The following is a 16,094-nucleotide window of genomic DNA, read 5'->3' on the forward strand; positions in this document are numbered from 1 at the left end:
CATGAAAGTTGACTTACATGTCCATTCAAATTACTCAGACGGGTCCTCTTCGGTGGAGGAAGTGATGCATTTGGCTTCAACAAAAGGGATAACTCATATAAGCGTAGTTGACCACGATACAATCAAGGGTATTGAGTCTGCAAAAATTGCGGGAAAAAACCATGGCATTTCAGTATTGCCAGGTATTGAAATATCAGCATATGATTTTGTGAAAAATCGAAAAGTACATATTCTTGGTTATATGTTTGATGAGAAAGCAACACATATTCAAGAACTTTGCGAACCCTTGTTAAAGAGAAGGCATGAAAACTCCTTGTGGCAAATTGAACAGCTGCAAAAGAATAATTATGATATTCGGGTTGAAGATGTAGCGAAAAAAGCATTGATGTCAGGCGTTATTTATAAGCAGCATATTATGCATTGTTTACTAGATCACCATATTGAAACACCGCTCTATCAAGAACTTTATCAAGCCCTTTTTAAAGGCGATGGCATTTGTGCCAGGGATATCGAATACGTGGATGCTGTGGAAGCAGTCAAGGCCATCAAGGCGGACAATGGCTTTGCAGTGTTGGCACACCCTGGACAGTTGGATTCATTTGCCCTCATTCCAGAGCTTGTGGAAAATGGACTCGATGGAATTGAACGAGATCATTTGGACCATTCAAAGGAAGACAGATATAGAGTAGATCGCTATGCATTTGAGTACTCGCTGTTTAAGACAGGCGGTAGTGATTTTCATGGTGATTATGGTACTCCCGTTGAAATTGGAGATATCTTGAGCCCAACGCAATTCTTGAAGCAATTAGTATAAAGATTATATGAAGATATTGTAAAAACGACCATTTACATCTATTTATGTGTTGAAATGATAGTGACCAAATAAAGGAGGAATGGGTAGCAGTTGAAATAATAATCCGGCTTTTGAACCAGGCACAGTTACTAAGAAGATTGCAAACCAAACTAAACAATAAAAGGAGAAAATCATGAAAAAAAATCTTTTATCATTTTTAACTATTCTTTTGCTTGCATCAATCCTTACAGCTTGTTCTTCAGGAAGTGCTGCTAATTCTAGTGATACGTTAACAATGGTTTGGTATCCGAACGAATCAGGCAATGATTTAAAAACAGCGCGTGATGAAATTGGAAAAGTGATTGAAGATGTAACTGGTAAAAAGGTGGAGCATAAATTGACGACTGATTACGCCATTGCTATTGAAACAATCGCTAATGGTAATGCTCAGCTTGCATTCATGGGTGCACAAGGGTATATCGAAGCAAAAAACAAAAATGACAAAATTGAGCCTCTCGTTGTACCAAGTGGAAAATCAGGGACAATCGATGATGCAGTTTACTATAGTTGGTTAGCTGTGAACAAGGCAGATGCAGAAGACTACAAAATAGATGGTGAGTTTGCGATTGATAACATCGTCGATTCTAAATTCTCGTTCGTATCAAGCAGTTCAACTTCAGGTTTTAAAGTTCCATCAAGTGATATCGTTTCTTACTTCTCTAAGGAAGATAAATGGAAAGACTTAACGCCGGAGGACTTAATGGAAGGCGGTACGTTCTTTAAAGAAGTTTTATACGGTGATTCTCACCAAGGATCCGCAGTTAACCTACTAAATGGTCGCGCAGATGTAGCTGCATTTTGTGATACATGCGTCGGAAATTACATTGAAATTGCTGAAGGCGAAGCAAACACAAAAGGAACGGTCTATAAAGTAAAAGCGGATGCTGCTGAACCATTCAATACAGTTCCAGGTGAAGAATTTACATTGATAAATGTAACACCAGTGCTAAATGCTCCTTTCGCAGCAAACACTGATAGCTTAAGCGAAGAAGATTTCAAGAAGATCCAAGAAATTTTAACTTCAGATGAAATTTCAAACAACGAAAAGATTTTTGTCCCAGAAAGTTCTGAAGCTGCAGGTCTATTCAAGAAAACAGCAGATGAGAGGTTTGTTGTAGCAGAAGATTCTTGGTTTGATCCAATTCGTGAATTGTCCAAGTAAGAGGTATAGACGGTTACAAACGGACATTGGTTTTTACTGAAGATAGCATGTGCCGAAGATGTATTCATTCAGGTACATGCTTTTTTTACAAAGAACTTCAAAAAATGGTGCAAGGAGTTTTTCTAATGGCTTTGTTACATATCAAAAACCTCTCCAAACGATATGGAAAAGACAGAGAGGTACTATCGAAGATTAATATGGAAGTGAATACGGGTGAGTTTGTCTCGATTATTGGACCATCAGGAGCCGGGAAATCAACGTTTTTACGTTGTATCAATCGAATGATTGATACAACCGATGGGGAAATTTTTTTTGATGATGTCAACGTAATGTCGTTATCCAAAAAAGAGTTGCGTAAACATAGAACAAAAATCGGGATGATTTTCCAACATTATAATTTAGTATCCCGTTTAACGGTTATTGAAAATGTATTGCACGGCAGGTTTGGCCATAAAACAACGCTTCAAGGTATTCTAGGACGGTTCACGGAGGAAGAGAAATTACAGGCATTTAGTCTTCTCAAAAAGCTTGGGATGGAAGAACACGCCTATAAAAGATGTGACCAATTAAGCGGGGGGCAAAAACAGCGTGTAGGAATTGCACGTGCATTGATTCAATCGCCGAAACTACTACTTTGCGATGAACCAATCGCTTCGTTGGACCCTAACGCTTCTAAAGTTATCATGGATCACTTGAAGCGAATTTCCAAAGAACTGAATATCACTTGTATCGTTAACTTGCACCAGGTCGATGTAGCAAAAAGATATTCCGACCGGATTATTGGATTAAACAGTGGCCAGGTTGTGTACGATGGCACTTCTAAAAAACTGACATCAGAATACATTCATTCGATCTATGGTTCTGAAGCTGGAGATCTCATAATGGAATAGGGGGTACTGCTATGGATATTGAGATTTTCAAGAGAAAGAATAATCGAGTGACGGTATTCTGGATCATTCTAATAGGCATTACATTGCTATCAGCAAAAATTACAGATTTCAATTTTCTGCACGGAATGCAAACTCTGCCAAAAGCTTTTAGCTGGATGTTTTCTAATCTGTATATTACTGCAGAATCACTGGAAAAGATGCCATCCATTATGGACAAATTAATAGAGACCATTTTTCTATCCATTACAGCTACAACCACGGCCAGTGTTTTGGCTCTATTATTGGCGTTGATGGGATCGCATACGACGAAAGTTAATAACTTTTTCGGGTCATTAAGCAGAATAATTGCTTCGATTTACAGAAATATCCCGATTGTCGCTTGGGCACTCATCTTGCTGTTGTCATTTGGACAAAATGCATTGACTGGTTACTTTGCATTGTTTCTTGCAACGTTCGGATTTTTAACACGTGCGTTTATTGAAACAATTGACGAAACAAGTAGCAGTTCAGTGGAAGCTTTGCGGGCAACTGGAGCTACTTATTTTCAAGTCGTAGCTAAAGCGGTCATTCCGGAGTGTTTTCCGCAAATGATTAGTTGGGTGTTGTACATGATTGAAACGAATATTAGAAGTTCGACACTAGTTGGTATTTTGACTGGAACGGGGATTGGTTTCGCATTCGATCTCTATTATAAGAGTATGAACTATAACGTAGTCAGCTTGATTACTATTAGTATTGTCGTTGTTGTCATCGGTATCGAACTTGTTTCCAACTATGTAAGGAGGGTTATTTTGTAATGACCATCGTTCAAAGCAATATGGCTTTTGATGTGAAGAGAAGCAGTTCGGGGAAAATTAAATTAAAAGTTTGGAACAAATCGCAGGTTGTAACGATGGGTACGTTCGTGGCACTCCTTTTTTTAACAATCTACGGGTTTCTAACGTTCGATTATAAAGAAATCTCTTTAATAGAAGCGGGAGCAGCGACCCTTCATAATTTAAAAGTCATGTTTTTAGAACCCGTACTCAGTCATTTCACTTTTTGGGAGGCTGTCTATCAAGTTGGCCTTACAATGGGGCTTGCATTATTGTCGACGGTATTAGGAGCTGTCCTATCTTTATTTATCGCATTATTTGCTGCAAAGAATTTATCGACGAAGGTTGTGTCAAACGCCATTATTATTGTAGTCGCGTTTGTTAGAGCAGTCCCCACTGTATTATGGGTTTTAATCTTCGCGATTGCTGCGGGACTCGGAAGTGAAGCGGCAATTATCGGTATGACTCTTCACACAGTCGCGTTTTTAGTAAAGGCGTACTCAGAGTCATTTGAGGAATTAGACGATGGCATTTTAGAGGCGTTACGGGCAAGTGGGGCTAATTGGTGGCATATCGTAACAAATGCAGTAATCCCTTCAACAGCAGCTTCCTTATTGTCATGGACGTTTTTGCGTTTTGAAACGAATTTCACTGTAGCAGTTGCGATGGGGGCGGCTGCTGGGGCGGGTGGCATTGGTTTTGAATTGTTTATGGCTTCCGGTTTCTATTTCGACCTACGAGAAGTCGGTTTTATCACTTATGCGATTTTGATTGTTGCGATTGGGCTTGAACTGTTATCGGCACAATTGAAAAAACGATACCTAATGGACGCGGCAGTAAAGTAATAGATCTAAAAACTGTCTATTATTGAAAAAATATATCCATATTGGAGGAATTTAATTTGGAGAAAAAAGCTGTGTTTTTTGATTTGGACGGAACACTTTTAAATGAAGATAAGGTTGTATTGGAGTCGACGAAAAGGGCAGTGCATACGCTGCAGGAAAAAGGCATTTATACAGTAATATCTACAGGACGTTCGCCTCAAATGTTTAACTGGCTTTTAGATGAACTTAATATAAACTCCTATGTATCAATGAATGGCCAGCACGTTGTGTTTGAAGGGGAAGAAATCTATTCGAATCCGATGGACCCTGAAATGTTGCATAACCTTGCAAGTTTAGTGAAAAGTAAAGGTCATGGCCTTGCTTACTCCAACCACCAAATGAGTAAAGTAAATGAAGATAATCATCCGCATATTATTCCTAGTTATGAAAGCTTGAAACAAGTTTATCCGCTTGTAGAACCAGAATTTTATAAGCATTTCCCGGTGCATCAAGTTCAACTGTATTGTGAACGCAAATATGCAAAATTGTATGTAGAGCGCTATTCGGATCATACCTTCATTAATTGGGGGGATTATGCGTCCGACGTGCTTCCAAAGGGATCATCCAAGGCAGTAGGGGTTCAGAAAGTGCTTGAGAAACTCGGTATACAGAAAGAGAATAGTTATGCGTTTGGAGATGGAACGAACGACTTTGAAATGATTGACTTTGTTGGAACAGGTATCGCGATGGGCAATGCAGTTCCGGAGTTGAAGGCTATCGCTGATTATGTAACGACATCATGTTCTGAAAATGGAATTCTGGATGCTTTGATTGAATTTGGCTTATTAGAAACAGCAGACGTAGTTGTAGATTTATACAGATGAATAACACAAAAAGGTGCATCTCGGATTGTTGAGATGGACCTTTTTTCATGGCACAAGTATGAATGAATCATATAGTAAATGATTCAAAAACTGTAAGAATCATTAAAATGATTTGTTAAATCACGTTATATTAAGTCAGATTTAGGGTAAATAGTGTATACTTGTACCATTAGAATGTGGAAGAAGGAGATTAACGTGAGTTCGAAATATGCAGATGACAGTTTAGCATTACATACAGATTTATATCAAATCAATATGGCAGAATCCTACTGGGCGGATGGTATACACGAACGGAAAGCGGTTTTTGAACTATTCTTCAGAAGGTTGCCATTCGGTAATGGCTATGCAATTTTTGCTGGGCTTGAACGTATTCTCGACTATTTAAGGGATTTTCATTTCAGTGAAAGTGATTTGGCATATCTGAGGGATGATCTCGGTTATAAGGACGATTTCATTTCTTATTTAAAAGATCTTCGTTTTACGGGAGATGTCTATTCCATGGTTGAAGGGGAGCTTGTTTTTGCAAACGAACCAATTATTCGCGTGGAAGCGACGCTTATCGAAGCGCAGTTGGTTGAGACTGCTTTACTTAATATCGTCAACTACCAAACACTGATTGCGACAAAGGCAAGTCGTATTAAACAAGTCGTTAAAGATGAAATTGTGATGGAGTTTGGAACACGCCGTGCGCATGAAATGGATGCAGCGATTTGGGGAGCGCGGGCCACTTTCATTGGAGGCGTCGAAGCGACTAGTAATGTACGTGCTGGAAAAAGATTTAATATTCCTGTTACGGGAACCCATGCCCATTCAATGATACAGGCATATAAAAGTGAATATGAAGCATTTCATTCTTATGCGGCGCGTCATAAGGACTGTGTTTTCCTAGTGGATACGTATAATACGTTGAAAATAGGCATCCCAACGGCAATTCAAGTTGCAAAAGAACTTGGTGATAAAATTAATTTCATCGGTATTCGTCTTGATAGTGGAGATATTTCATTCCTGTCGAAAGAAGCGCGTCGTATGCTCGATGAAGCAGGATTCCCTAAAGCGCAAGTCGTTGTCTCCAATGATTTAGATGAATACACAATCCTTAACTTAAAAGCACAAGGCGCCAAAGTAGATGTGTGGGGGATTGGTACGAAATTGATAACAGCTTATGACCAGCCGGCACTGGGAGCTGTCTATAAAATTGTTGCTATTGAAAATGAATCAGGTGTAATGGAAGATACAATAAAGATTTCATCTACAACGGAAAAAGTAACTACGCCGGGAAGAAAAAAACTCTATCGAATTATTGACCGGGAAAACGGAAAGGCAGAAGGCGATTATATTACAATGCATGATGAGGATCCGGCTTCCGAAGAACGCATCAAAATGTTCCACCCCGTCCACACGTTTATTTCAAAGTTTGTTACGAATTTCGAAGCAAGAAATATGCATGTGTTAGTCGTGGAAAATGGCGCTATTATATACGATAATCCAAAGCTTGAACAAATGAGGGATTATGCGATAGCAAACTTAGATTTATTGTGGACTGAATATAAACGCTCTCTAAATCCCGAAGAATATCCCGTTGACTTAAGTCAGAAGTGTTGGGATAACAAAATGCGCAATATACAGGAAGTCCAGGAAATGGTGGAAGACTTTGTTGATCAATAAGGAGGAATTTCGATCATGACACTGCAAGACAGAATCATTGACGCGTTGAAAGTGCAACCTGTTATTGATCCAAAAGCGGAAATCAGGAAATCGATTGACTTTATGAAACAATACGCCACGAAATATGCATTTTTAAATGGCTTCGTCCTAGGAGTTTCTGGGGGCCAGGATTCGACGCTTGTTGGGAAACTTGCTCAACTGGCAGTTGATGAATTGAATGAAAAAGAAGGAACGGATCGTTACAAGTTTATTGCAATTAGACTTCCGTACGGTTCTCAGTTTGACGAAGATGATTGTCAGGATGCACTTGAATTTATTGAACCATCGCTGATTTACACAGTAAATATAAAAGAAGCAGTCGATGCGAGTGTTCGGGCATTGACAGCGGCGGGTGTAACATTATCCGATTTTGCGAAAGGCAATGAAAAAGCCCGGGAACGCATGAAAGTCCAATACTCAATTGCAGCGATGCACGATTGTATTGTTCTTGGGAGTGATCATGCAGCAGAAGCAATCACCGGATTTTACACTAAATTTGGTGACGGCGGCGCAGATCTAATGCCGCTATTTAGGTTGAACAAACGGCAAGGTAAACAATTACTTAAAGAGCTTAACTGTCCGGAACACCTTTACATGAAAGTGCCGACAGCGGATCTTGAAGAAGACAAACCGGCCATACCTGACGAAGTAGCTCTAGGAGTATCGTATGATGATATCGATGATTACCTAGAAGGCAAAGAGTTACCCGAAGAACCGCGCATAGCAATCGAGAACCACTACCTGCGTTCAAAACATAAACGGCATATGCCGATTACGATATTTGACGATTTTTGGAAGTGATTAGAGGACTCCTGTTGGGGGTCTTTTTTTATGCAATTTGAAGCGTTAAAAATAGACATCGTGGATACGCGCTAACATATTAGATTAAGCGACAGGTTGTGCTAATGACTACGTTGCTTAAGTTGTTCAAAAAAGGAATATCCTGTATTATGGAAGTATGTTTTGTTAATTTTCGGACAAATAACCACTATATACAATTGGGGGAAATGAAATGACGCATCAAGAGATGATTGAGAAGGTTTTAACCAATATTGATAAAGTGATGATTGGGAAACGGAATATAGCTGAGTTAAGTATCACTGCACTTCTTGCAAGGGGACATGTCTTGCTTGAAGATGTACCAGGCGTTGGGAAAACCATGATGGTAAAAGCATTGGCTAAATCAATAGGTGCAGATTTTAAACGCATTCAGTTTACTCCGGATTTGTTACCTTCTGATGTCCTAGGTGTTTCAATTTATAACCCAAAAGAGATGGAATTCGAGTTTAGGCCAGGTCCAATCATGGGGAATATTGTTCTTGCTGATGAAATTAATAGAACTTCACCAAAAACCCAATCTTCACTTCTTGAAGGAATGGAAGAATCCTCAGTGACAATTGATGGAGAAACCATGCGGATCCCTCAACCATTTTTTGTCATGGCTACACAGAATCCAATTGAGTATGAAGGAACGTATCCACTCCCAGAAGCGCAATTGGACCGTTTTCTTTTTAAATTAAAAATGGGTTACCCAACGAAAGCAGAAGAGATTGAAGTGCTAAATCGTGCTGAAAAGGCTGTCCCAATAGATAGTTTGGAAACAGTCATTTCTCTTGGTGATCTAATCAATCTGCAAAGTGCAGTAACTGAAGTTAAAGTCGACGATACGATTAAGTCATATATCGTGGAGTGTACATCGCAGACGCGTAATAATCCATATGTGTATCTTGGGGTGAGTCCGCGCGGATCACTAGCACTTATGAAAGCATGTCAGGCTTATGCAATGCTAAAAGGTAGAACGTATGTTACACCGGATGATGTCCAGTATTTGTCCCCGTTTGTATTTGGCCACCGTATGATTTTGCGACCTGAAGCGAAATACGAGGGGATTTCCACAGATGAAATTGTGGAAAGGATATTAGCGAAAGTGTATGTGCCGGTGGATAGGATTCGGGTAAAATGAAGAAAACTAGAAGACTGCTCGAAGTGTCAAGCCGGTTCCTGTTTCTACTATCTGTTATAGTAGGAACTTTTGTATTTGCCATGTTTCAGGGCGGTACGGTAAGTTGGGCAATATTTTATTTTACATTACCTTTTGTGATTTATTCCATCCTGTTATTTATATATCCAATGTCAGATATGACCGTTGAACGGATAATTCGAACACCTCATGTGCAAAATGGAGAGAAGTTAATTGTATCATTAACCGTGAAACGCAAAAGTCGCTTTCCCTTACTCTATACAGTTGTGGCAGAAAAATGGAGTGAGGATGAAATAACCCGATTGGCAAATTCTAAATTAAAACGCCTCCATATCTTTGGGTTTCGTAAAGAGATCCAATGGGATTATGAAATCGAACATATGCCAAGAGGTGAGCACATTCTTCAAGGGGTTACCGTCGAAATCTCTGACTTTTTTGGATGGTTACGTAAAATGAAGTTTATTGAAGCGAAAAATACGATTCTTGTATATCCCAAAATGACTGACATTCATTATGTTCCTTTCGATACACAGTTTGACCGTGGAACAATTGCTTCACCTTTGAATATCGTCAAAGATACGACAATGGCGACAGGTGTCCGGAATTACCAGTCAGGAGACCGGGTGACATGGATTCATTGGAAATCATTCGCCCGTACGCAGACGCTTATGACAAAAGAGTTTGAGGATAAAAGATCGCAAGAGTTATCCTTAATAATGGATGGCAGAGAGACGATTGTGTTTGAGGAACTGGTGGAACTTACTGCATCTATAATGAAGGAGGCTTCAAATCATCAAGCGGGCTTGGCATTGATGACGACTGGCTCGGAACCCGCCTTATTTCCCTTCATCCGGTCCGAAGAGCAACTTCATAGAGCGCTTATTCACTTGGCAAAAATTAAGCCGGATGTAAGTAAAGAGGCTGAAATTGCAGCAGACTTTGGAACAGTTTCTCAGCATGGTGGCACAACTGTATTGATAACAGGAAATCCGGATTGGCATTTACTGCAGTCGGTTTTGCGTAGTTCGAAAAATACGGGTTCCATCGTTTGCTTTGCAGTGGTAAAACGAGATAATCAGATGTTGAAAACAATTGAGGAAGATATTCGTTTGGCTAGGTCAAAAGGGATTATCGTGCATTTGGTTAGAAGAGAACAGTTTAAGGAAGTTTTTAAAGAGGTGGCGCGGACATGATAGGAACGAGGATAGACAGAAAACTTCTCGTACTTCTATATATACTTGCATTTATTTTGTTAAGAGAATGGCTCATTCCAGTTATTGAAATAACAGATTCAGAGCATTTGACATTATTTCTTTTGTTTGTTGTTTTGGCCTTTTTACTGGCATTAGTCAGAGTTAAGTGGTGGATCGCTGTTTCCCTTAAGGTTCTATATATCTCGTGGGCAATTTATTATGTGTTTACCGGTAAGGTATTTATATCAAAAGACTCAATCGTATATTTAATAAAAGATATATTTTCAAATTTCGCTATTATTGCAAGCGGAGATTGGGAGATTATAACCAATCCATTAAGGACTATTCTGTTTTACGCATTGCTTTGGATGACGTGTTATTTAATCCGATATTGGATTGAAGTGAGAAAGAGTATATTACTTTTTTATATTATGACTATCATCTTTATTGCATTTATCGATACTTTTGGACCTTATTCTGCGGATGGAGCTATTTTTAGAATTATGATGGCGGGATTATTACTACTAGGTGTGCTGGCTATTTTCAGACTCGCGGAAAAATATAATACTGCCATATCAACAGGTACATTCATCTCAATTACTGTCCCGCTCCTAATTGCAGTTGTAATAAGCGCTACTTTTGCGAATTTCTTGCCGAAACAGGAACCTGCCTGGCCGGATCCAATTCCTTATTTTAAAATGATGGTACAAGGCCCTGGTGAAGGCGGCGGTTCGGGAGTATCTACAAGCGGATATGATACGGATGATTCGACCCTTGGCGGTTCATTTGTTCAAGACGACACGCTCGTTATTGAAGCGAAAGTTCCTAGTAAACAATATTGGAAAATCGAAACGAAAAATACCTATACTTCAAAAGGTTGGGAGCAGGTATCAGAGGATACTAACCAGGTTACCTACACACCAGGCATGAAGATGAGTGCTATAGATAACTTAGGACAAGAAGCGGAGCGATCCCGACAGCGTGCAGAATTGCAAGTCACGGAGGATTTTCCGTTCATTGTTTATCCATATGGGATAAGTATAGTCCACGCGGCTGATGACGTTGTTTTTCTACATTCAGAGGCTTCTGGAAAGTTTAGCACTATAATTAATGGAACTGAGAGTTCTCTAGATTCATACGAAATTGAATTTGAGGACTCAGATTATAGCTTAAAAAAGTTAAGGTCTATAATGATGGAAGATTTCGCAGGGGAAACGGAAGACTTTGCACAATACCTACAACTTCCGGATCAATTGCCTGAGAGAGTAAAAGAACTTGCAGAAACGATTACTGCGAACGAAAAAAGTGTCTATGAAAAAACGAAAGCAATTGAAAGGTATTTTGGCAGAAATGGTTTTGTCTATTCGCAACAGGGTGTAGCTATTCCGAAAGCTGGAGATGACTATGTCGACCAGTTTCTCTTCGATACCAAAAAAGGATACTGTGATAACTTCTCCACAGCAATGGTTGTTATGTTGCGTTCAATCGATATTCCTGCAAGATGGGTAAAAGGTTTTGCCCCGGGAGAATATACAAATAACGATGCCGGTGAACGGGTTTATCAGGTAACGAATAACGAAGCGCATTCATGGGTTGAAGCATATATGCCAGGAATCGGCTGGATGCCTTATGAACCCACAATTGGTTTTAGCAACTTGACGGACATCTCCTATGATATTGAGTTGGACTTGAATGATCCTGAAGCGCCAGAAATAAAAGAGCCGGAGAAGCCTAAGTCGGAGAAAGTTGAGAAACCTGTTAAGACCTTAAAAGATAATGAATTAATTGCGTTTTTCAAATCTTTTGGTTCATGGATTCAAACTCATAAATGGATAGTGATCTTGGCTGGACTCGCCGTGGTCCTAATTGTCTGGCGATTATATGCTGTTCGGGCAAAATGGTTACCCAAAGTTCTTGTTCATCTCTACAAATCGGAGAGCAGCGACTGGGTAACATTCGAAAAAAGCTATACGAGTTTATTGAGACAACTTGAACGTCGTGGTTTGCACCGTGCAAATGGAATGACATTGTCTGATTACGCGGTGGATGTTGACAACTATTTTGGTGGCGAAAGAATGAAAATGCTTACAAAAGCGTATGAAAAAGGTTTGTATGGCGGAAACATAACCGATCACGAATGGTCAACATTGCGGGAAATATGGGAAGATTTAATCAATAAGACTTCAGGTTGATTTTTGTCGTGAAGAGAAGTAAGATGAAAAAAGAAGAAGCCCAAGGTGCCCTCATATATATCCGATAATATGGTTCGGATGTTTCTACAAGTTACCGAAAATAACTTGACTATGAAGGTGGATTTGGCTCATAAATATGAGCTTTGTTCGCTTTTTTATAGATGATGAGACGCGCAGAAAGCTGGACTTTCTGACGCGTTTTTTCTCTATTTGAAAAGACCTTGTTGGACGTTTGGACTATGATTATGTTGCACGATGAAAAAATTGATAAAGCAGCTGGAAAAGGCTGGGGAATAAAATTAAAAGGAGGTTGTATTATCTTGAAGCAGGACAATATTTTAGTATTGGATTTAGGTAGTAGTGAGAATACGACGATAGCTCGTTGGATTCGTGATTTAGGTGTATATAGTGAAATTCACCCTCATGATATTACACCACAAATGATTGAAGGATTAAAAACGGTAAAAGGAATTATTATAAATGGTGGCGAAAATAATATCATTGATGGTGAAGCGATTGATGTATTAGATGATATATACGCTTTAAACATTCCCGTTATTAGTGTGGGGCATCCTTCTACGAAAGCACTTACAACATTCGAGCAATGGCCGAGTGAAAAGGAAACGAAAGTACTGTTAAAAGATTTCGTGTTCCAAACATGTAAGGCGGAAGCTAACTGGAATATGAAGAACTTCATTGATGATCAAGTTGCTTTAATCCGTAAACAGGTAGGCGATAAGAAAGTATTGTTGGCTCTATCAGGTGGTGTAGATTCGTCTGTTGTTGCGGCATTATTAGTTAAGGCAATCGGCAAGCAATTAATTTGTGTGCACGTAAACCATGGTTTAATGCGTAAAAACGAGTCTGAGGGCGTTATTCAAATGTTCGAAGAAGACTTGGGGGATAACCTTGTTTACGTGGATGCAAGCGAGCGTTTCTTAGGTAAACTAAAAGGGGTAGACGAGCCAGAAGAGAAACGTAAAATTATCGGTAATGAATTTATTCGCGTATTTGAAGAAGAAGCGCGTAAACTTGAAGGAATTGACTTCTTAGCACAAGGAACAATATATCCAGATATCGTAGAATCTGGTACAAAAACGCATAAAGTTGTGAAGTCACACCATAATGTTGGAGGACTTCCAGAAGACTTGCAATTTGAATTAGTGGAGCCGCTATTCCAATTATTCAAAGATGAAGTACGTGCGTGTGGTGTTGAATTAGGTCTTCCGCATGATATGGTATACCGCCAACCATTCCCAGGGCCTGGTCTAGGTGTGCGCGTTTTAGGTGAAATTGAGCCTCTTCGTCTGGAAGCAGTACGCGAATCCGATGCTATTTTACACGAAGAATTTGCACTCGCAGGATTGGATCAGAAAGTTTGGCAATACTTTACAATCATTCCGAACTTCAAGTCTGTTGGTGTACGTAACAACGAGCGTACGTATGAATACCCAATCATTATTCGTGCCGTCAACACAGTAGATGCGATGACAGCGACAGTGGAACAAATCGACTGGCCAATTCTACTAAAAATCACTGACCGCATCATGAACGAAGTAAAAAATGTAAACCGCGTATGCTATGACCTGTCTCCAAAGCCAGGCGGCACTATCGAGTGGGAATAAAATAGAAGTCATCGTATAAAACCGAGAATATGGCTCGGAAGTTTCTACCGGAATACCTTAAATGTTCCGACTACGATTTCGATGGAAGGGGGATACCCCTTCTATTTGAATTAGTTAAAAAGAAGCATGCGAGATACTATCGCATGCTTCTTTTTAATTAAAAAAATAATAATTGAAGAGGAAGTTTTGCATGAAAAAATACTTTGAGTTCGACAAGCTTGGTACGACCTACCGCCGTGAAGTTATCGGTGGGCTAACAACATTTCTAGCAATGGCCTATATTTTGATTGTAAATCCTTTAATGCTGTCCCTGGATGGTATAACTGGTATCCCGGACGAAATGCGTATGGATAAAGGTGCTGTCTTCGTTGCGACAGCAATTGCTGCGGCGGTCGGTTCACTATTCATGGGGATTATTGCGAGATATCCGATTGGACTTGCACCTGGAATGGGCTTAAATGCATTCTTTGCATTCAGTGTTGTATTAGGAATGGGGATTCCTTGGCAAACTGCACTAACTGGTGTGCTATTTTCAGGTCTAATATTTATTGCTTTATCACTATCGGGTTTACGAGAAACGATTATTAACGCAATCCCTGCGCAACTTAAATATGCAGTTGCTGCGGGTATCGGTCTTTTTATTACATTCCTAGGTTTTCAAAATGCCAATATTATCGTCGCGGATCCAAATACACTTGTCGCGTTGGGTGATTTATCCCAAGGTCCGACCCTATTGGCGATTTTTGGTCTTGTTATTACTGTGATCATGATGGTTCGTAAGTTGAATGGTGCAATATTTTACGGAATGATAATTACTACTATAGTAGGGATGGTTTTTGGGTTAATCCATTTGCCCAATAAAATCGTTTCCGCTATACCGAGCGTAGCACCGACATTCGGCGCAGCATTCGATGCGATATTCCAGGATCCGACTTCGTTACTAACAACTCAATTCCTAGTTATCGTTATTACTTTTCTTTTCGTGGATTTCTTCGATACAGCGGGTACGCTGGTCGCGGTTGCGAATCAAGCAGGTTTAATGAAAGATGAAAAATTACCTAGAGCGGGTAATGCGCTTCTCGCGGACTCTATGGCTACAGTCACTGGTGCGGTTTTAGGGACATCGACGACAACTTCCTACATTGAATCGACTGCAGGTGTTTCAGCGGGAGCGAGAACTGGGTTTGCTTCTATAGTAACTGGCGTTCTGTTTCTACTGGCCTTGTTCTTTTCGCCGTTGCTGTTCGTTATTACGTCTGAAGTAACTGCACCAGCCTTAATTATTGTAGGTGTACTGATGGCCTCGTCATTGGGTAGTATTGAATGGACACGCTTTGAAGTGGCTGTGCCGGCATTCTTTACAATTATCACGATGCCACTTAGTTATAGTATCGCAACAGGTATTGCAATTGGTTTCATCTTTTATCCCATCACGATGATAGTGAGTGGAAGAGGAAAAGAAGTTCATCCAATCATGTATGGTTTATGGTTTGTTTTTGTCTTGTATTTCATATTCATAAAGTAACGGAAGTGAATTAGAAGGCCTCCTTTTTAAATAAGGAGGCCCTCTAATGATTTAATTCAGCACCTTGGATAATTCCTATCTAACATATATTGTGAATAAACTATGGGCCGCCTAAGAGGTTTAATTAGAGTAGTCTAGCCCTACAGTATCAGGCTTTGTAACATGAAGACCTCATCTTAGATCGCCGTCTTTGGATCCCATATCTTCAATTGGTTTTAAATGTTGGAATGATAGATATTAATGAAAACGCAACAAACTTTACAGAAAGAATATAAAACTGTTGACATACGTTTATATGGATGTTATATTTATTAAGCAGTCGGGAGCAAACGACAAATACCGACAGCGAATCACAACAAATGAACCTTGAAAACTGAACAGCAAAACATCAATGAGATACAGCGAGAGTGTGAACGCACTTGAGCAAAACGTTTCGAAGTAAGTCG

The 16,094-nt window shown here is 39.7% G+C and carries 13 protein-coding genes and 2 riboswitches; all 13 genes read left to right on the forward strand.

Annotated features, from left to right (window positions below):
- Position 1: 1 nt before the first annotated feature.
- The 13 genes from AC25Y6_RS17720 (at position 2) to AC25Y6_RS17780 (ending at position 15,648) form a co-directional block, all read left to right on the forward strand.
- Positions 2–814 (forward strand): PHP domain-containing protein, encoded by an 813-nt coding sequence (locus AC25Y6_RS17720; RefSeq protein ID WP_488143952.1) that lies wholly within the window; start codon positions 2–4, stop codon positions 812–814.
- A gap of 172 nt (positions 815–986) precedes the next feature.
- Positions 987–2,015 (forward strand): PhnD/SsuA/transferrin family substrate-binding protein, encoded by a 1,029-nt coding sequence (locus AC25Y6_RS17725; RefSeq protein WP_488143953.1) that lies wholly within the window; start codon positions 987–989, stop codon positions 2,013–2,015.
- A 125-nt stretch (positions 2,016–2,140) separates the two neighbouring features.
- Complete coding sequence (phnC, locus tag AC25Y6_RS17730; RefSeq protein ID WP_488143954.1) at positions 2,141–2,905, forward strand: phosphonate ABC transporter ATP-binding protein; 765 nt, start codon at positions 2,141–2,143, stop codon at positions 2,903–2,905.
- 11 nt (positions 2,906–2,916) lie between these two features.
- Entirely contained in the window at positions 2,917–3,702 is a 786-nt protein-coding gene (locus AC25Y6_RS17735; protein ID WP_488140667.1) for a PhnE/PtxC family ABC transporter permease, read from the forward strand.
- Complete coding sequence (locus tag AC25Y6_RS17740; protein WP_488143955.1) at positions 3,702–4,565, forward strand: ABC transporter permease subunit; 864 nt, start codon at positions 3,702–3,704, stop codon at positions 4,563–4,565. The genes AC25Y6_RS17735 and AC25Y6_RS17740 overlap by 1 nt, the downstream gene beginning before the upstream one ends.
- A gap of 56 nt (positions 4,566–4,621) precedes the next feature.
- A complete protein-coding gene (locus tag AC25Y6_RS17745) occupies positions 4,622–5,428 on the forward strand; it encodes a Cof-type HAD-IIB family hydrolase (protein ID WP_488143956.1) in 807 nt (268 codons plus the stop codon).
- 195 nt (positions 5,429–5,623) lie between these two features.
- A complete protein-coding gene (locus AC25Y6_RS17750; protein ID WP_488143957.1) occupies positions 5,624–7,093 on the forward strand; it encodes a nicotinate phosphoribosyltransferase in 1,470 nt (489 codons plus the stop codon).
- Between the two features lie 15 nt (positions 7,094–7,108).
- Positions 7,109–7,933: an NAD(+) synthase gene (gene nadE, locus AC25Y6_RS17755; protein WP_488143958.1), complete on the forward strand. Its 825-nt coding sequence runs from the start codon at positions 7,109–7,111 to the stop codon at positions 7,931–7,933.
- Positions 7,934–8,144: 211 nt separating this feature from the next.
- On the forward strand, positions 8,145–9,095 hold the full coding sequence (locus AC25Y6_RS17760) for an AAA family ATPase (RefSeq protein ID WP_482105831.1): 951 nt from the start codon (positions 8,145–8,147) through the stop codon (positions 9,093–9,095).
- Positions 9,092–10,306: a DUF58 domain-containing protein gene (locus tag AC25Y6_RS17765; protein ID WP_488143959.1), complete on the forward strand. Its 1,215-nt coding sequence runs from the start codon at positions 9,092–9,094 to the stop codon at positions 10,304–10,306. Before AC25Y6_RS17760 ends, AC25Y6_RS17765 begins: the two co-directional genes overlap by 4 nt.
- Positions 10,303–12,498: a DUF4129 domain-containing transglutaminase family protein gene (locus AC25Y6_RS17770; RefSeq protein ID WP_488143960.1), complete on the forward strand. Its 2,196-nt coding sequence runs from the start codon at positions 10,303–10,305 to the stop codon at positions 12,496–12,498. The genes AC25Y6_RS17765 and AC25Y6_RS17770 overlap by 4 nt, the downstream gene beginning before the upstream one ends.
- 31 nt (positions 12,499–12,529) lie before the next feature.
- A riboswitch (purine riboswitch) is annotated at positions 12,530–12,630 on the forward strand.
- Positions 12,631–12,815: 185 nt separating this feature from the next.
- Positions 12,816–14,123, forward strand: coding sequence for a glutamine-hydrolyzing GMP synthase (guaA, locus tag AC25Y6_RS17775; RefSeq protein ID WP_482105837.1), 1,308 nt, complete (start codon positions 12,816–12,818; stop codon positions 14,121–14,123).
- A riboswitch (purine riboswitch) is annotated at positions 14,115–14,216 on the forward strand. Its footprint overlaps the gene before it by 9 nt.
- Before the next feature lie 97 nt (positions 14,217–14,313).
- Entirely contained in the window at positions 14,314–15,648 is a 1,335-nt protein-coding gene (locus tag AC25Y6_RS17780) for an NCS2 family permease (protein WP_488143961.1), read from the forward strand.
- Positions 15,649–16,094: the final 446 nt, after the last annotated feature.

The organism is Sporosarcina sp. Y1004 (assembly GCF_057669665.1).